Here is a 16964-nt window from a genome sequence, read left to right on the forward strand (position 1 = left end):
GATGTCTTCCTTACTGGGGAATCTCTTCGGCTTGCAGTTCTTTGATCTCCTGCTTACGCAGCAGGCTGTAGAAGATGGGCACGATCAGCAGCGTGGTGAAGGTGGCTACCAGCAGACCGCCGATGACGGCGCGGCCCAGCGGAGCGTTCTGTTCTCCGCCTTCGCCCATGCCCAGGGACATGGGCAGCATGCCGATGATCATGGCAAGGGCGGTCATCATAACCGGGCGCAGGCGGGTGAATCCGGCGGAGCTGGCGGCCTGGAGAGAGTCCAGTCCGGCGCGGCGCTGGTCGTTGGCGAAGGTGACCATCAGAATGGAGTTGGCCGTAGCCACGCCGATGCACATGATGGCGCCCATCAGGGACGGCACGCTGAAGGTGGTGCCCGTGATGAATAGCATCCACAGGATGCCGCAGGCGGCGCCGGGCAGGGCCATCAGGATGATGAACGGGTCAAGCCAGCTCTGGAAGTTGACCACCATCAGCAGGTAGACCAGAAGCACGGCGAAGAACATGCCCAGGCCAAGTCCGACAAAAGATTCGCGCATGCTCTGTACCTGCCCGCGAACGCTGATGGTGGATCCCGGCGGTGCCAGCTTGCGGTACTTTTCAATCACCTTGTCGATTTCGCCTTCCACGCCGCCCAGGTCGCGGCCCTCTGTTGTAGCGAAGACGTCATAGACCGGCTGCACATTGTAGTGGTTGGTGATGGAGGGGCTGGAGCCGTGCTGGATGGTCGCCAGGTTGCTGAGCAGCTGCGGTGTCACCGTGCTGGAGCCCGAGGTGATGGGCATATTCCTGACCGTGTCGATGGAATCGAGCTGGTGCTGCGGCACCTGCACCTGCACGGAGTAGTTGACGCCGTTCTGCGGGTTGAGCCAGTAGTTGGGCGAGGCCTGGCCGGAACCGGAGAGGGCGAAGAGCATACTGTTAGCCACATTGGCCTCAGTCATGCCAAGGTTCTGCGCGCGGGTGCGATCCACATTGACCAGCAGCTGCGGAGCGTAAAGCACCTGGTGAACGTGGACATCGACAGCGCCGGGGATCTTTGCGATCTCGGCACGCATCTTCTGGGCAATCTCGTAGTTGGGCAGCGTCTGGCGGCCGCTGATCTGCACGTCAATCGGTGCAGGCAGGCCGAAGTTCAGAATCTGGTTGACGATGTCGGATGCCTGGAAATAGAAGACCGTGTCCGGGAAGCGCTCGCGCAACACCTTGCGCAGCTTCTGGCGGTACTCGGCGGTGGGGCGATGGTCTTCCTTCATGGAGACGATGATTTCGCCGTCCTGCACATCGGTGAGGGAGCTATCGCCAAAGGCAAGGTTGAAGCCGCCGCTGGGGATACCGATGTCATCGAGGATGGTGTTCAGCTCGCTGGGCGGAATGGTCTCGCGGATGGTGTTTTCCACCTTCGCGAAGAGCTGTTCCACCTCTTCAATGCGTGTTCCGGGAGCGGCGCGAACGTGCAGGCGGAAGGTGCCGGCGTCGACCTGCGGAAAGAAGTCCTCGCCGATAAAGGGAATCAGGCAGAGCGTGCCGGCAATGAACAGGCTGAAGCAGCCCAGGGTGAACTTGGGGTGGGAGAGAGCCCAGTCGAGCAGGGCGTGGTAACGCGCGCGCAGGCGCTCAAAGAACGCGTTGAAGCGGAAATGGACGCGCCAGATGAGGCCGGCGTTGGCTGGCGCCTCATGGTGACCGCCCTCCTCCATCAACTGGTACATGTCGACTTCTGAGGCCAGAAGGAACTTGACCATGGTGGGCACCAGCGTACGGGACAGCAGGTAGCTGGCCAGCATGGCGAAGACGACGGCCATGCCGAGTGGCGTAAACAGCGACTTGGCTGCGCCGGAGAGGAAAGCGACCGGCACGAAGACGATGCAAATGGCCAGCGTGGAGACGAAGGCCGGTACGGCGATCTGCGCTGCGCCGTCCAGAATGGCGGGCTCAATCTCTTTGCCCTGGGCCAGGTTGCGATGGATGTTTTCGATTTCGACGGTGGCATCGTCAACCAGGATGCCGACGGCGAGTCCCAGGCCGCCGAGGGTCATGGTATTCAGCGTCTCGCCAAACAGCTTGAGGATGATGATGGAGACCAGAATCGAAAGCGGAATGGAGATGGCGACGATGACGGTGGAGCGCCAGCTGCCGAGGAAGAGCAGGATCATCAGCGCGGTCAGGCTGGCGGCGATGGCGGCTTCCCGCACAACGCCTTCCAGGGCGGCCCGGACGAAGATGGACTGATCCAGCAGAGGGATGACCTCCGGTGGAGGCGGCGGCAGGTTGGCGATGATGCGTGGCAGGGTCGCTTTGACGCGCTTGATGATGTCCAGCGTGGACGAGTTGGTGGACTTGAGAACGGTGATCAGAGCGGCGCGTTTGCCGTTCAGCCGGACGATATTGGCCTGGATGGGAGAACCGTTATGCACGTAGGCCACATCGCGCATATGAATGGTGGTGCCGTTCACCTGCCGGATGGGGATGTCGTTCAACTGGTCCAGGACCTGGGGGCTGGCGTTGGTGCGGACGATATAGTCCGTGCTTCCGACCTTGACGTCGCCCGCCGGAAGAATCAGGTTCTGCGCGGTCAGAGAGTTGACCACGTCCGTGGGGGAGAGCCCTTTGGAAATGAGCGCCTGTAAATCGAGGTCGACCATGATGCTGCGCGCCTTGCCGCCGTAGGGGGCCGGCACCTGTGCGCCTTGAACGGTGGCGAGCTGTGTGCGCAGGAAGTTAAGGCCGATGTCGTTCAGGTCAGCTTCGGTGAGCTTGTCGGAGGAGAGGCCAAGCTGCAGGATGGGGACGTTGGAGGCCGAATAGCGCAGAAGAAAGGGCGCCTGCGTGCCCGGCGGCATGACGCGCAGGATGGACTGATTGCCGGCGGAGATCTGCGCCACCGCAGCCTCAATCTTGGCTCCCGGCTGGAAGAAGACCTTGATGATGGAGATGCCGTTCACCGACTGCGACTCGATATGCTCGATGTCGTTGACGGTGGTGGTCATACCGCGCTCAGAGATGGTGGTGAACCGCTTTTCCATCTCGTCCGGACTTGTGCCGCTGTACTGCCAGATGACGGTGACGACCGGGATATCGATGGTGGGGAAGATATCGATACTCATCGTCATGATGCTGACGACGCCCAGGACAAGGATCAACACGGACATCACCACGAAGGTGTAGGGACGGCGCAGGGCGAGGCGGACAATCCACATGGGAGACTCTTCAGGCCTTATTTAGAGCGATTCAGAAACGCAGTGATTTGGACACGCCCATTGTAGTGCGCGCGACCCATCATTTTCAGGATGCTGACTAGACGTTCCGGAACCGAAAGTGGTCGCAGGTGCGAATATCAAATTCGAGATGCCGGAACCGCCAGCGCCATCTGCTGGGACTAGAATGAGATATGGCGCGAGGCTGGGAGAGCAAATCCGTGGAAGAGCAACAGGCAGAAGCAACCGTTAAGGCGCAGACCGCAAAAGCAAACCTGGTAGCCGAGACCGAGAAGGCACGTCGCCGGCGCGAGCTGGAACTACAGCGCGAGCATATCCTGTCGCAGCGTACCTCCAGCCCTCACCGCCGGACAGCGCTGGAGACAGCACTGGCCGACATTGAGGAAAAGCTGGGCGAGCTGGGCTGGACCATCCACATGTAGGGTGGCGCCGGAACTGCCCGGTAGCCCTTGCGGGCTAGCGGGTAGCGTTTCCGTTGGTGCGGTGCAGGTAGTAGGCGTTGCCCTGGTGGATCGTGGTCAATACCATGCTGTGGATGTTGACGTGGGCCGGTCGTGTGACCGCCCAGAGGATGGCGTCGGCGATGTCTTCCCCGGTGAGCGGCGTAATGTTCTGGTAGACCTTGGCGGCAGCTTCCTCGTCTCCGTGAAAACGTACCTTGCTGAAATCAGTTTCGACCATGCCTGGGTCAATGGATGTGACCCGCACGGCGGTTCCCAGCAGATCGATCTTCAATCCCTCTGAAATCACTTTTTCCGCGGCCTTGCTGGCGCAGTATACGCCCCCGTTGGCATAGGTGTTGTAGCTGGCCGTAGAGCCCATGTTGACCACATGACCACTGTTGCGTGCCACCATGCCGGGAACAATGGCCTTGGTGACGTAGAGCAGGCCCTTCACGTTGGTGTCGATCATCTCGTCCCAGTCGTTGGGGTCATTCTCGTAGAGCTTTTCCATGCCACGGGCCAGGCCGGCGTTGTTCACCAGAACGTCGACGGCCTTCCACTCCTCAGGCAGGGATGCAATGGCATCGTTGACCGAGGTGCGGTCGCGGACATCGAGCTGGAAGAAGTGAATAGCCTCGGCGCCGGCAGTCGTCAGCTCATCGCGCAGGGCTTCCAGTTTTTCCAGGCGGCGGGCGCAGAGCAGCAGGCGTGCTCCCTGCTGGGCGAAGGTCAGGGCGGTGGCGGCTCCGATGCCGGAGCTGGCGCCGGTGATGAAGACAATCTTTCCACGAACGGGCTGCATACCATCCACGCTAGCACGTCCAGACACGGCAAGGGCCGCCCGGAAGGCGGCCCTTGCCGTGTTGCTGGAATGCGGTTACTGCTGCGGGGTTGAGGTGCCTGTATTGGCGGGCGCCGGGGCAGGGGCAGGAGCGGCGGCGCTGCCCGGGTTCTCGGAGTCCTGGACGCCGATGGCGGCGCCGGAGACAACCAGCTCGACACGACGGTTCTGCTGACGGCCCTGAGCGGTGCCGTTATCAGCCACTGGGCGCGTCTTGCCGAAGCCTTTGGCGGTCACGTTCTCCTGCGTTACCCCCTGCGAGGTGAGGAAGGCCGCAACGGTGTTGGCGCGGTTTTCGCTCAGCTTCTGGTTGTAGTCATCGCCGCCCACTGAATCGGTATGACCTTCTACCTGAACCTTCAGGGCCGGGTAGGCCATCAGGATGCCGGAGACGCGGGCCAGAGCGACCTTGGTGTCAGGCTTCAGCGTGTACTTGCCGGTGTCAAACAGCACGTCCGACATGTTGACGATCAGTCCGCGGGCGCTTTCCTGTGTGGCGAGGACCGAGTTCAACTGCTGGCGCAGCTTCTCGCGGGCCTGTGCGGCAGAGTCCTGCGCTGCCTGGGCAGCATGGGCTGCCTCTGCGGCGCGGGCACGGGCATTGGCTGCATCGGCTTCAGCGCGGGCGCGCTGAGCGTCCGCCTGGGCCTTGGCTGCAGCCGAAGCCTGTGCCTCGGCCTGTGACTGTGCGGCCTGCAGTTCGGCGGCCTTGCGGGCATCAATCTCCGCCTGCTGCTGCTCGGCGGCGATCTTGCGCAGGGTGATCAGGCGGGCATCCTCAGAGCGCTGAACCGCTTCGCGGGCGTAGGTGATCTCCTGCTTGCGGTCGCCATGCTTGTTCCGGTCGAAGTTATCGGCGTTGTCGAGATTCTGTTTGACCTGCGACATGATCTCCGGGGCGTACTTGTCGGCGCCGGCGTTGATGGCGATGCGGTACGCGTTGTGAGCCTCGTACAGTTCCAGGGGGCTCTTTTCGTCCCGCGTGATGGGATTCAGCACCGTCTTTGAGCCGGAGGTCTGCGAGACATACTGGCCGCGCGGAAGAAGTGTGTAGTGGGCGTTGACTTTCTCCAGAACGCCGTTGGTCTTGCCTTCAATGATCTTGTTTTCCAGAACGACGACGTCGGAAGGGACCTTGACGGCGAAGTACGGTTCGGCGGTGATCATCAGGCCGAAGCTCTGCAGGCCGGTGGTGACGTTGATGCTGACATCATCGCCCGAAGGCAACAGCTCGCCCAGGTTCTGCGGATTGCCGTCCGGGGTGATAGCCCACAGGACATAGGTCAGATATTCGGGGCCAAAGCCGTTTGCCGGGGGAAGCTTGTCGGCCTTGACGCTGACGGTCATGCGTCCCTTCTCGCTCTTGACGGTGGCCTTGCCTTTGGCCGTTCCCAGCAGAGGAGTACCAACGAGATCGAGAGTGGTGGAACCGGTGCGATGCAGGTAGTTCACGGCGTCCAGGTCGCGCTGTACGACGTTGACGCGATAGAGGGGAACCCCATTGTACTCACCGTCAAGATGTGCTCCGGCCGGTTGTGACTGGCCTGCGGGTGTGTTGGTGGGGTTGGCCTCTTGCGCGACCGCTGCGAGAGGCAGGCTGGCGGCGGCAAGCAGTGCTGTGTAGAACGAGTGTTTGGCAATGACGTGCATAGGTCTGACGAACTCCTTCATAGCTCTCCGTGACGTCTTCTAAACGCGCTAAAGCGGACGTCATCAGAGCAGGCACCGGTCCAAGCGGTCTTTGCCGTTCCGGCGTGCAATAAGTCAGATGCCGGATTCAAGAAGAAAGGCTACCCGCATGGAGTATGCGAAATAGCCTGATTTTATTGCGTATTTTTGTCGTATGAAGGCAACCAAACAAGGATTAGTTGTCCGAGTTCACCAGCTTGTGCGAGATAGCGAAGAGTGCGAGCTCAAGCCGTGTGGAGACGCCGGTCTTGTCAAAGACGTTGGACAGGTGGCGCTTCACGGTCTCTTCACTGATGGTGAACTGCTTTGCGATGTCCTTGTTGCTGCAGCCTTCGACGATGCAGGCGACGACTTCCAGTTCGCGCGGTGTCAGTCCGTAGGTGCGTCGTTCCGGCTGCGCGGCGGCCTTCTGCATCAGGTCATGCAGGGCCTTGACCAGGTTGACGACGCGCTCGCCGCCGATCCAGTAATCGCCACCGGCAACCGCGCGAACGGCCTGTGCCAGGTCGCCGGCGACGGCGTCCTTCAACACAATGCCGCGGGCGCCGATCTGCAGCGCTTCAATGATCTGCTGTGTGGTGATGGTGCTGGTCAGAAGAACGATCTTGACGCCGGGGGAGCGGCCCATGATGGCGCGCATGGTCTCAAGACCGGGAAGGCGCGGCATCTGCAGATCGAGCAGAAGGATATCCGGCTCATGTTCCAGCGTCTGGGTGATGGCGATGTCGCCGTCCTCGGCTTCTGCTACAACGTCAAACCCCTGATCGGGAGAGAGCATGTTGCGCACGCCAAAGCGCACCACGGGATGGTCATCGGCGACCACAATGCGAATCGGTGGACCAACGTGAGCGATGATGTGCGCTCCAGACTTCGAGGTGACTGTTTTCATCTCTGCGTTCCTCCGGTCTGAATGGCATGGTGCGCATACCTGCTTTGTCAGAACCGCGTTTCCAGCATACGACGCAGGCGGTCTGCCGCGAGATGGAATTCGTCCAGGTCAGTACCAACTTGCTTCCCGGTGATGCCATTTCGCTCAAAGATGGATGCGATGGAAGCCAGTTCTACGGCTCCAACCATGGCGCATCCTCCCTTGATGGAGTGTGCCTGGCGGCGGAAGGTGGAGTTGTCATTGGCGGCAAAGGCCACGCGCATGGCTTCAATGCGCGCAATGGCATCGTCCAGGGCAAAGGTATAAGTGGCCTGCAACTGCGCGGGGGGCATGGCGTTGGCCATGCGGCGATAGATGTTCTCATCCAGCAGGTGCGACTCCTGCGGCACAGCAGCACGGTGCGACCCTGAGCCGTGGACGAGCGAAAGGAACCGCTCCATGGACAAAGGCTTTAAAAGGAAGGCATCGAAGCCCGGCAGGCGATGCTCCGGTGCGGTCGCGCTCATGGCAAAGATACGCAGCGCAGCAGGTGTGGCTTTGCGCAGCGCAGCGGCCAGAGCAGGTCCGCGAAGTCCGGGAATCTGCAGGTCAGTCAACACGAAATGGATGTCATGGTGTTGGGTGATCGCGGCCAGGGCATCTTCTCCTGAACCACAGCCGGTGACGGCGAAACCCTCCTGGGTCAGCAGCACATCCAGCAGCTCCAGGCTCATGGGGTCGTCTTCGATAACGAGAATCCGGTTGGTTGCCATGTCGCAGACAGGGTATAACAGCCTGCATATGGACGGCAGCCCGGAAAATTTTCAAGAGCAGTTGATGTGGTTGCGAAAGCGGGTGGAGACCTTGGAGAGCGAGGTCGCGGAACTGCGCTCCGGCCGGCCACGGACAGCCCCTGCGTCACCGGTCACGGTGCAGCCACGGGCTGCTGAGCCCATGATCCCTTTCCCGCCAGCGCCTGTACGTCCGGCAATCCGGGAGTCGCAGAACCTTGAATCCCGGATCGGATCGCAGGTCTTCAACCGCATTGGCGTGCTGGCGCTGTTGATTGGTGCAGCCTGGGCGTTGAAGCTGGCCATCGACAACCAGTGGGTCGGCCCGGCGGGACGCGTCATACTTGGCCTGCTGACTGGCGCAGGCATTGTGCTGTGGTCAGAGCGTTTCCGCCAGAAGGGTTTTTCTGTCTTCTCGTATTCGTTGAAAGCTGTTGGCAGCGGGGCGTTGTATCTGTCGCTGTGGGCATCGTTTCAGCTGTACCACCTGTTGCCGGCGGCTGTGGTGTTTGCCGCGATGCTGGGTGTAACCGCGTGGAACGCATGGATGGCGTGGGCGCAGGATGGCGAACTGTTGGCAGCCTATGCCATCGCGGGCGGCTTTGCCACGCCGGGGCTGCTGTCCACCGGGCAGAACCATGCGGTCTTCCTGTTCAGTTACATGTTGGTGTTGATCGCGTCCGTGGTGGTGCTGCTGGCTTTCAAGCTGTGGCCGCGGCTTCTTCTGGGTTCGCTGACGGCAGTTACTCTTTACACCGTCGGCTGGTACTCGCACTATTTCACGGCAGACCAGTTCTGGCTGATCAGCATGTTTGCGGCAGGGCTGTTCCTGCTGTTCGCCACCGTGCCACTGGTGCGTTCCGAAGCAAAGAGCGGAGAGTTTTCGGTATGGGCTCCTCTGGGCGCTGCTCTGTATGGATCGTTGACCTTCTACTCGCTTCTGCAGGACTCCGGACGGCACGACTGGCTTGCCTGGGGAGCGGTGGCGTTTGCGGCGTTCTACCTGCTGCTGATGCGCGTGCAGGCGCGTGTGAAGCCGAACCCTGTGAGCGAGGCAATCCACCTGACGCTGGCCATTGTCTTTCTGACGATTGCGATTCCGCTGAAGGCCTCAGGCCGGTGGATCACCCTTGGATGGCTGGCCGAAGGCATCGCGCTCTACTGGGTGGCTGTTGCAAGGTTGGGAGAGGCGACCCCGGGCATTCGCTTCAGCCTGCGCTGGCTGTCGCTGGGCGCGCTGGCGCTCGGGTATGCAGGAGCTCTCTCGCTGCCCTGGTGGACGGTGAGCGGAACGGCTCCGTTTCTGAATGCACGTTTTGCCACGGAGTTGTTTGCGATGGCCGCGCTTGGGTTCGTGATCTTTCTGGACGTCAGGCGCAAACAGTACGAGGTGCCGGCGATCCTGTCGGTCGCCTTAAACCTTCTGCTGCTGGTAGCCATGCGGCGAGAGATTTTTGCCTTCCAACCTGCGGGGCGGTATGAGGAGTCAATCGCGCTGGAGTTCACCTTCTCCGCCTTCATGATGCTGCATGGCGCGGCGCTGCTGGCCATTGGTTTCTGGAGGAGGTCGGCGTTTGTGCGCTGGCAGGGGCTGGTGCTGCTGGTGGCGACCATCGCCAAGGTCTTCCTCTACGATATGCGTAGCCTGTCGCAGGGCTATCGCGTTCTTAGCTTTATTGGCCTGGGAGCGTTGCTGATGGCGGTCAGCTTCGTCTATCAGAAGGACTGGCTCGGCCTGAAGGCTGCGCCACACACGGAGGAGTCGTCGTAGTGAAGTGGTTTGTTGCGGGGCTGGCGTTGCTGGCGGCGGCCCCCTCCCCCCAGCAGTCGGATTTTCGTTACCAGCGCCAGCTTACGGTCCGGTCCGCGGGCGCTTCGGACCAGGCGTGCGCTGTGCTGGATGCCGATGTGTTTTCGCACGCCGCTCCGGCGCTGCGCGACCTGCGGCTGTATGCCAGCGGCCGCGAGGTTCCGTATGCCACCACGGTCAGCGAGCCGGCCACACCGGACCCGGAGCCGGCGCGCGTGCTGAATCTTGCGAAGCAGGGCAATGCCGTTGCCTTTGACCTCGCCATGCCGGGTCATCCGTATACCGATGTGGAGTTGAACCTGGACGTGAAAGACTTCCTCTCCACGGCAAAGGTAACGGCGGGCAGTGCGCAGCTTGGCAGCTTCACGATCTTTGACCTGACCAGCCAGAAGCTGGGGCGCAGCACCACGCTGCACCTGCAGGAGAGCACCTTTCCTCTGCTGCACGTAGAGTTGACCCCGATCCAGACTGCGGGCAACCTGCATGAGCTGGCGGTAGCGGAGGTGAAGTCAGCCACCATTCCGCCAAGCCGTGAGGCACAGACGCTCTACACCTCCGTGGCGCGCAGCACCAGCGTGCTGCAGAAGGGCAGGCAGACAGTGGAGACGATCGCTCTGCCAATGCAGGTGCCGGTGGAGCGCGTGCGCTTTGCCCTGCAGCCGGACTTCCACGGCAACTTTGCACGCAGGGTCACGGTGACCGCCCGCGCGGCCGAGCAGGGAAGCCGCAGCGAGTCGGCCTCGGGAGAGATTCTGCGCGTAAAGATGACGCGCGCAGGACACGAGATTGAGGACGAGCAACTGGCGATACCCTTCACCATCGGCGCGAACCTGCAGTCACCGGCCACGGTGGAGGTAACGGTGGAGAATGGCGATGACCAGCCGCTGCCGATTGCTTCCATCGAGCTGGAGATGCGTCAGCGCAGGCTTTGCTGGCCAGCGGGAACGGCCGCTTCGCCCGTACTTTTCTATGGCTACAAGGGGTTGCCTGCGCCGGTGTATGACTACGCTCGGTTGTTCGCGGTGGGTGGCAGACAGACTGAGGCAACCATGCGTGCCGAGGAGCCAAACCCTGTCTATCGCGAGACGCAGGAAAAACGCCCGCTGACCGAACGCTATCCGCAATTGCTGTGGTTGGCGCTAATTGGCGTGGTGGGTACGCTGGGGCTGGTGGCGCTGCGGTCGGCGATGAAGCTGCCGAAATAAGCTGGCCGAAAACAGAAAAGCCCGGCGCGATGGCCGGGCGTTTTCAGGTTGAGTTGCGTTAGATCTGGCGGAAGGCCATCTCGATGAGGAGCTTCTCCTCGATCTCGTGGGCCTTGGCTGAACCGGTGGCCGGGCTGGCGGCTGCGGCGCGGGTCACGGTGCGTACCGGGATGTCGCCGGCGGCGTAACGCAGCTTCGGGTTGATGTAGGTAAGCGGTCCCATGTTGGCCGGCTCTTCCTGTACCCAGACGAGTTCTTCCACGTTGGGATGCTGGGCGATGGCGGCCTGCAGGGCAGCCTCGGGCCAGGGGAAGAGCTGCTCGACGAAGATGATGCCGGTCTCCGTGTCCTTGCGCTTGGCGCGCTCCACGCGGAGGTTATGGCCGATCTTGCCGGAGCAGATAAGCAGGCGCTTTGCATTCTGTACCTCGCCCTCGGGCAGCACGGTCTTGAAGGTCTCTGCCGAGAAGTCAGCAATCGGCGAGATGGCGTCCGGGTGGCGCAGCATGCTCTTGGGCGTGAAAACGACCAGCGGCTTGCGGTACGGCGACAGGGCCTGGCGGCGCAGCAGGTGGAAGTACTGGGCTGCGTTCGACGGCTGCGCGACGATCATGTTGTCCTGCGCGCAGAGCTGCAGGTAGCGCTCCATGCGGGCCGACGAGTGTTCCGGGCCCTGGCCTTCGTAGCCGTGGGGCAGCAGCATCACGACGCCGGAGAGCAGGTGCCACTTGGCCTCTGCCGCGGAGATGAACTGGTCAATGACCATCTGCGCGCCGTTGGAGAAGTCGCCGAACTGGGCTTCCCACAGGACGAGCGTCTCAGGGTAGTCGCGCGAGTAGCCATACTCGAAGCCCAGTACGGCAGCCTCGCTCAGCATGGAGTTATACGCTTCGAACATGCCCTGTTTGTCGCTGAGGTGCTGCAGCGGAGACCAGCGGAGCTCGGTCTCAGTGTCGGTATAGAAGCTGTGGCGCTGGTTGAAGGTGCCGCGCTGCGAGTCCTGGCCGGAGAGGCGGACCGGGGTGCCGTCTTCCAGCAGCGAAGCGTAGGCGACCAGCTCGGCCATACCATAATCGAACGGGCGCTTGCCCTCACCCATCTCCTTGCGCTGGACCAGAAGGGCCTTCACCTTGGGATGGATGTTGAAGTCAGACGGGTAGCTGGTGAGTTTGTTGACCAGCTCGGTGACGCGCTCCTGCGAGAGACCTGTCTTCGTGTCGTCGTTGGCCGGCAGGTAGCCGCCCTTGTAGTTGTCCCAGTAGGCTGGCGGCTCGGCCATGTGCGGGACGTGGCTGGCCTGTGTGGCCTGCTTCTGCGCTTCCAGGAACTCTTCCTGAACGGTCTTGGCTTCAGCCGTGGGGTCGACGCCGATCTTCTGTGCGTAGGCCTGGTAGATGGCCGGGCGATCCTTGATCAGGGCGTAACGGCGCGGCTGCGTGACTGTGGGGTCGTCCACTTCCGAGTGTCCGTGCTTGCGGTAGCCAACCAGGTCAATGACAACGTCAGAAGCGAAGATGGCGCGATAGTCGGCGGCGATCTCCGCAATGCGGGCAACGGCGTCGATGTCCTCGGCGTTGACGTGGAAGATCGGAATCGGAAGACGCTTCGCCAGGTCTGTTGAATAACGCGACGAGTTGGACTCGTTCGGCATGGCGGTAAAGCCCAGCAGGTTGTTGGTCAGCACCTGGATGGTTCCGCCGACGTTGTAGCCGTTGATGGTGGCCAGGTTCAGCGTCTCGGCCGTCATGCCCTGTCCGGCGAAGGCCGCGTCGCCGTGGAGAACCATGGGAAGAACCTTCTTGTCTCCGCCCAGGCCGATGCGTGTCTGCTTGGCGCGGGCACGGCCCACAACTACAGGGTTGACCACCTCAAGGTGAGAGGGGTTGGAGGCCAGGTGCAGAGCAATTTTTTTGCCTTCGGCAGTGGTGTAGGTGCCGGTGGCGCCAAGGTGGTACTTCACGTCGCCGCCGCCCAGGGTGCTGCGCGGATCGACATCTTCAAACTTGGTGAACAGTTCCACCGCGCCACGGCCAACGGTGTTGGTCATCACGTTCAGACGGCCGCGGTGGGCCATGCCGAAGACGCAGGTCTCAACGCCATGCCTGGCGCTGGAAGAGAAAAGCTGATCGAGGAAAGGGATCAGGCCGCAGAGGCCTTCGAGAGAGAAGCGCTTGGTGCCAAGGTACCGGGCCTGGATAACCTGTTCGAAGATATCGGCGCGGATCAGCAGAGAAAGCAGGCGCTTCTGGTCGTACCTGGGAGCGGGCTGTTCCATCCGCTCCTGGATCCACTTGCGTCGCTCCGGCGACGGGATGTGCATGAACTCGGCGGCGATGGTGGAGCAGTAGTAACCGCGTGCTTCCTGCGCGAACTCACTCGAAAGCTCGTCCTCCGGGATATCGGCCGGGAACGGCTCGGCGGGCAGGTACTGGCCCAGCGGGTCGAGCTGTGCCTGCAGGTAACCCCAGCGACGAAAGACATCAAACACCAGGTCGCGGGTCATTGTGTTCGCCGTTCCGTTCTTCTGTGGGGTTGTGGTCTTCTTCCGTTCGACAGGAGCCTTCGTTGCCATTGCACCATCTTCTCCAATTAGAGGCAGATTTTTCCTCGAAAATCCGCCACACCTATGCTAAGCCTGTGCGGGTACTTCTGGGCAGGGGTTGCACGGTTACCGTACCGATTTTCGCATTTTGTGTGCGGTAAACGAACGAAGCAAAAACGGCGCAGCCCGGAGGCCGCGCCGTTTATGGAAGAGGGTCAGTTTAGAACGCCAGCTTGAGTCCGAACTGCAACTGGCGGGAGGTGGTGGCCGTGGCTGTAATCGCTCCTGCTGTGGGGGAGGCGACAACGGCGGCGGTCTGGTTGGCGTTGGTGCCCTGCGTCGGACCGCTGGTGAAGACGGTCGGGTTGGGCAGGGCAAAGTTGGTGTGATTCAGGAAGTTGAAGGCCTCGGCACGGAATTGCGCATTGACCCGCTCGCCTATCTTGAAGCGCTTGAGCAGGGAGAGGTCCACGTTGAGCATGTGCGGTCCGGTAAGAGTATCGCGGCCCAGGTTGCCGACTGCTCCATAATGCGGAGCACTGAAGGCGGCCGGGTTGAACCACTGGTTGACCGTGCGCGGGTAGAGCGAGCCGTTGAAGCTGGCGTTGACGTCCGGGCGGACTGGATTGCGTGTGTCTCCGCTGCCGGTGGGGTTGTAGCCAAGCTGCGGTGTGAAGGGGAAGCCCGAGAGCAAGTTGGCGATGCTGCTGATGGTCCAGCCATCCAGCGTCTGGCGGGCAATGCCGTTGCTCAGAGGATGGGCAAAGGGAATCTCCCAGGTGCCATTGATGTTGGCCGAGTGCTTGATGTCGGTGGCGGCGCGACCCCAGTCCAGCTTTGGGATGTACGGCACGCTGACGAAGGCGGGCGTGTTGGCGCTGACGCTGGTGTTCCAGGCCGAACCATTGTCGAGGTTGCGCGCCCAGGTGTAGTTGCCGCGAACCTGCAGGCCGTGCGCGAACTGGCGGCGGATGTCTACCTGCAGAGCTCCGTAGAAGCTGTTGGCGGCCGACCACCAGGAGGTCGTGTTCGCGACATTCGGATTCAGCTTGGTGGTGGTGGGGTAGTAGTAGCTGCCCGCGGCCAGGGTTGAGGGGCAGGCCGGGTTGGGGCACCGCACCATGGCCGGCTCATTCAGGTCGCCGGAGACAACCTGGTGATAGCCGCGCGAGCCTACATAGCCGATGGTGAGCGAGGTGTCTCTGGCGATCTGCTGCTCCACGCGCAACGACCATGCGATGACGGTCGGTGTGCGGATATCCGGCTGCACGTTCGAGGGCGAGATGAGCGAGCCGGAGGATGCCGTAGTGTTGGGCGTGATGGCCAGGCTGGAGACGACGACGTTCTTGAAGGCAAGCGTGGTGTTGAAGGGAGCCACCTGCGTCAGGCGGTAGTCCAGGTTGTCCAGCAGGGCGCGGTGCACGCCGGCGCCCAGGCGGATGGCGGTCTTGCCGCTGGCAAAGGGCGACCAGGAGAGGCCAAGGCGCGGCTCCGGAAGGAACTTCGCCTTGTTGTCTGAAAGCGCGTATTTGCCCACGGTGGGGTTGGTGGCGATGACCCAGTTCGTCAGGGCGTAGTTGGAGGCGCGGTTCTGCACCTCGCTCCAGTTGCTGGCGGATTCAAAGCGGAAGCCGGCGCGGATTTCGAGGCGGGGTGTAATGCGGAAGGTGTCTTCTACGAAGCCCGCACCGAAGAGGGCGCGGAAGCCAAGCGCCGTGGGCGCGGGCACTACGCTGAAGGTGGCCACGTTGCCCTGCAGGAAGCTGGTGAGCGTGGAGAACGATGCTTGCCCGTACTGGTTCTGTGCCAGCAGGTCATTGGCCTGCAGACGCTGCAGCCATCCCCCGGCTTCAATCTGGTGACGACCCACGGTGTAGAAGACATGGTCATCGAAGGTGAACAGGTTGCGCACGGCGCGGTTGTTGGAGCCGACGTTCGCTCCGGCAGTGGAGACCTGCGAGGCTCCGTTTGATGCGGTGGAGCCGGCGATGACGATGGCTCCTACAGGCTTACCGGTGACGAACGGGGTAACACCGTCGACGGGAACTTCTCCGGTGAAGTAGAAGGCGGCGCGTGAGTAACCAAAGCGCGCGGTGTTCAGCAGGCGCGGGGAGAAGACGTGCTGCTCCTGCAGGCTGATCACCTGCTCGCGCAGGTCTTCTCCAATCCACGAGAGCGGGTTGACGGTGGGCGTGTGCGCCGTGGAGTCGTCGACCGTGTAGACAGAGAAGAACTGATCCTTGCTGCCGATATTCCAGTCAAAGCGCGTGGTGCCGAAGTCTTCGCGAATGCGCTGCACGGGGTTGGAGTAGGCGTAGGCAAGGCCGGAGCCGATATCGGCTCCATTGGCCGTGGGCCACAGCTTCAGCAGGCTGGCGACTCCGGGAGCGACACCGACATAGGTTTCTCCGCCGGAAGAGTTGGGCAGATAGCCCTGGCGTGCGCGAGCGTTGGGAACGATGGCCTTGTTCGAGAGGCCGAGGTTCTGGCGGTAGCCCTCGTAGTTGGAGAAGAGCAGCAGCTTGTCCTTGCGGATAGGTCCGCCGATGGAGCCGCCGAAGTTATTGCGCTGGAACTGCGGCAGGCGCTTGCCGTTCTCCTGTACCTGGTCAAAGTAATTGCGTGCATCCAGAGCGGAGTTGCGCAGGAACTCATACACATTGCCGTGGTACTGGTTGGTGCCGCTGGCGGTCACGATGGAGATCTGCGCGCCCTGGCGCTTGCCGTAGTTGGCGCCGTAGGTGTCGCTGATGACATTGAACTCGCGCACGGCATCGACGCCCAGCAACTGGCCGCTGGCGCCGCCGGGGGTCAGGTTGATCAGCGACGCTCCGGTGTATTCAATGCCGTTGAGCAGGAAGAGATTGTCCTGAGGGCGGCGGCCGGAGACGGAGAACATGGCGCCGACCGAGGAGTTCGACGTGCCGACCGAACCGGAGCGCTGGCCGGTGTAGTTGACCACGCTGGGGTTGAGCGTGATGAGCTGGTCGTAGGAGCGTCCGTTCAGCGGCAGCTCTTTCACGGCGCGCTCGTCCACAAGGCCGGCTGTCTGCTGCGTGGAGAGGTTGACGACCGGAGGTGTGTCCACCACGGAGACAGCCTGCGAGACCTCGCCGACGGTCAGGCGGATGTCGGCGGTCACCGCCTGGCCAACCACGACCTTGATGCCGGTGAGGGACTGCTGGGCGAAGCCATCTTTTACCGCCGAGACCGCCCAGCTTCCGATGGTGACGGAGGGAGCGGAGTAGCGGCCCTGGCCGTCGGTGGCCAGGTGGCGTTCGGTGCCGGTCTCTTCATTGCGAACGGTCACGGTCGCTCCGGAGACGGCGGCGCCACTGGCGTCCGTGATGGTACCGGCGATGGAGCCGCCTACCATCTGGGCGTGAAGAAGAGCGAAGCTGGCGAATAGCAATAGAAACGCGGCGATATAAGCGATACGGCGCATGGAGTGGATCTCCTAGTCGTTGTATGTGCGCGTCCGCTGGATGCGGCGCGGCTTTGAGATGGAATGGAAAGGTGTGCCAGAAAAACGAAGATGCGCTGACCCGA

The 16964-nt window shown here is 62.1% G+C and carries 10 protein-coding genes; 3 read left to right on the forward strand and 7 right to left on the reverse strand.

The features are described 5' to 3' along the window. Positions 1-10: 10 nt before the first annotated feature. Positions 11-3208 carry an efflux RND transporter permease subunit gene (locus OHL13_RS01230; RefSeq protein ID WP_263408293.1) on the reverse strand — a complete coding sequence of 1066 codons (3198 nt, stop codon included), beginning with the start codon at positions 3206-3208 and terminating at the stop codon, positions 11-13. Between the two features lie 191 nt (positions 3209-3399). On the opposite strand from OHL13_RS01230, the gene OHL13_RS01235 reads away from it, so the two are divergent. Beyond that, positions 3400-3648, forward strand: a complete 249-nt coding sequence (locus OHL13_RS01235) for a hypothetical protein (RefSeq protein WP_263408294.1) — start codon at positions 3400-3402, stop codon at positions 3646-3648. Between the two features lie 34 nt (positions 3649-3682). Here OHL13_RS01235 and OHL13_RS01240 read toward each other — a convergent pair whose 3' ends face one another. From OHL13_RS01240 to OHL13_RS01255, 4 genes are all read right to left on the reverse strand, one after another. After that, entirely contained in the window at positions 3683-4471 is a 789-nt protein-coding gene (locus tag OHL13_RS01240) for an SDR family NAD(P)-dependent oxidoreductase (protein WP_263408295.1), read from the reverse strand. Between the two features lie 75 nt (positions 4472-4546). Next, positions 4547-6160: an OmpA family protein gene (locus OHL13_RS01245; protein ID WP_263408296.1), complete on the reverse strand. Its 1614-nt coding sequence runs from the start codon at positions 6158-6160 to the stop codon at positions 4547-4549. A gap of 214 nt (positions 6161-6374) precedes the next feature. After that, positions 6375-7088: a response regulator gene (locus OHL13_RS01250; protein ID WP_263408297.1), complete on the reverse strand. Its 714-nt coding sequence runs from the start codon at positions 7086-7088 to the stop codon at positions 6375-6377. A gap of 47 nt (positions 7089-7135) precedes the next feature. Beyond that, a complete protein-coding gene (locus OHL13_RS01255) occupies positions 7136-7840 on the reverse strand; it encodes an Hpt domain-containing response regulator (protein ID WP_263408298.1) in 705 nt (234 codons plus the stop codon). 64 nt (positions 7841-7904) lie between these two features. On the opposite strand from OHL13_RS01255, the gene OHL13_RS01260 reads away from it, so the two are divergent. Together OHL13_RS01260 and OHL13_RS01265 are read left to right on the forward strand one after the other, a co-directional pair. After that, a complete protein-coding gene (locus tag OHL13_RS01260; protein ID WP_263408299.1) occupies positions 7905-9629 on the forward strand; it encodes a DUF2339 domain-containing protein in 1725 nt (574 codons plus the stop codon). Next, complete coding sequence (locus OHL13_RS01265; RefSeq protein ID WP_263408300.1) at positions 9629-10873, forward strand: DUF3999 domain-containing protein; 1245 nt, start codon at positions 9629-9631, stop codon at positions 10871-10873. Before OHL13_RS01260 ends, OHL13_RS01265 begins: the two co-directional genes overlap by 1 nt. Before the next feature lie 58 nt (positions 10874-10931). Here the strand turns inward: OHL13_RS01265 and OHL13_RS01270 are convergent, their stop codons facing one another. Continuing rightward, complete coding sequence (locus OHL13_RS01270) at positions 10932-13445, reverse strand: 2-oxoglutarate dehydrogenase E1 component (RefSeq protein ID WP_263408301.1); 2514 nt, start codon at positions 13443-13445, stop codon at positions 10932-10934. Positions 13446-13635: 190 nt separating this feature from the next. Next, on the reverse strand, positions 13636-16860 hold the full coding sequence (locus tag OHL13_RS01275) for a carboxypeptidase-like regulatory domain-containing protein (RefSeq protein WP_263408302.1): 3225 nt from the start codon (positions 16858-16860) through the stop codon (positions 13636-13638). Between the last annotated feature and the right edge of the window lie 104 nt (positions 16861-16964).

Source organism: Terriglobus tenax, from assembly GCF_025685395.1.
In the GTDB taxonomy this organism is placed as follows: domain Bacteria; phylum Acidobacteriota; class Terriglobia; order Terriglobales; family Acidobacteriaceae; genus Terriglobus; species Terriglobus tenax.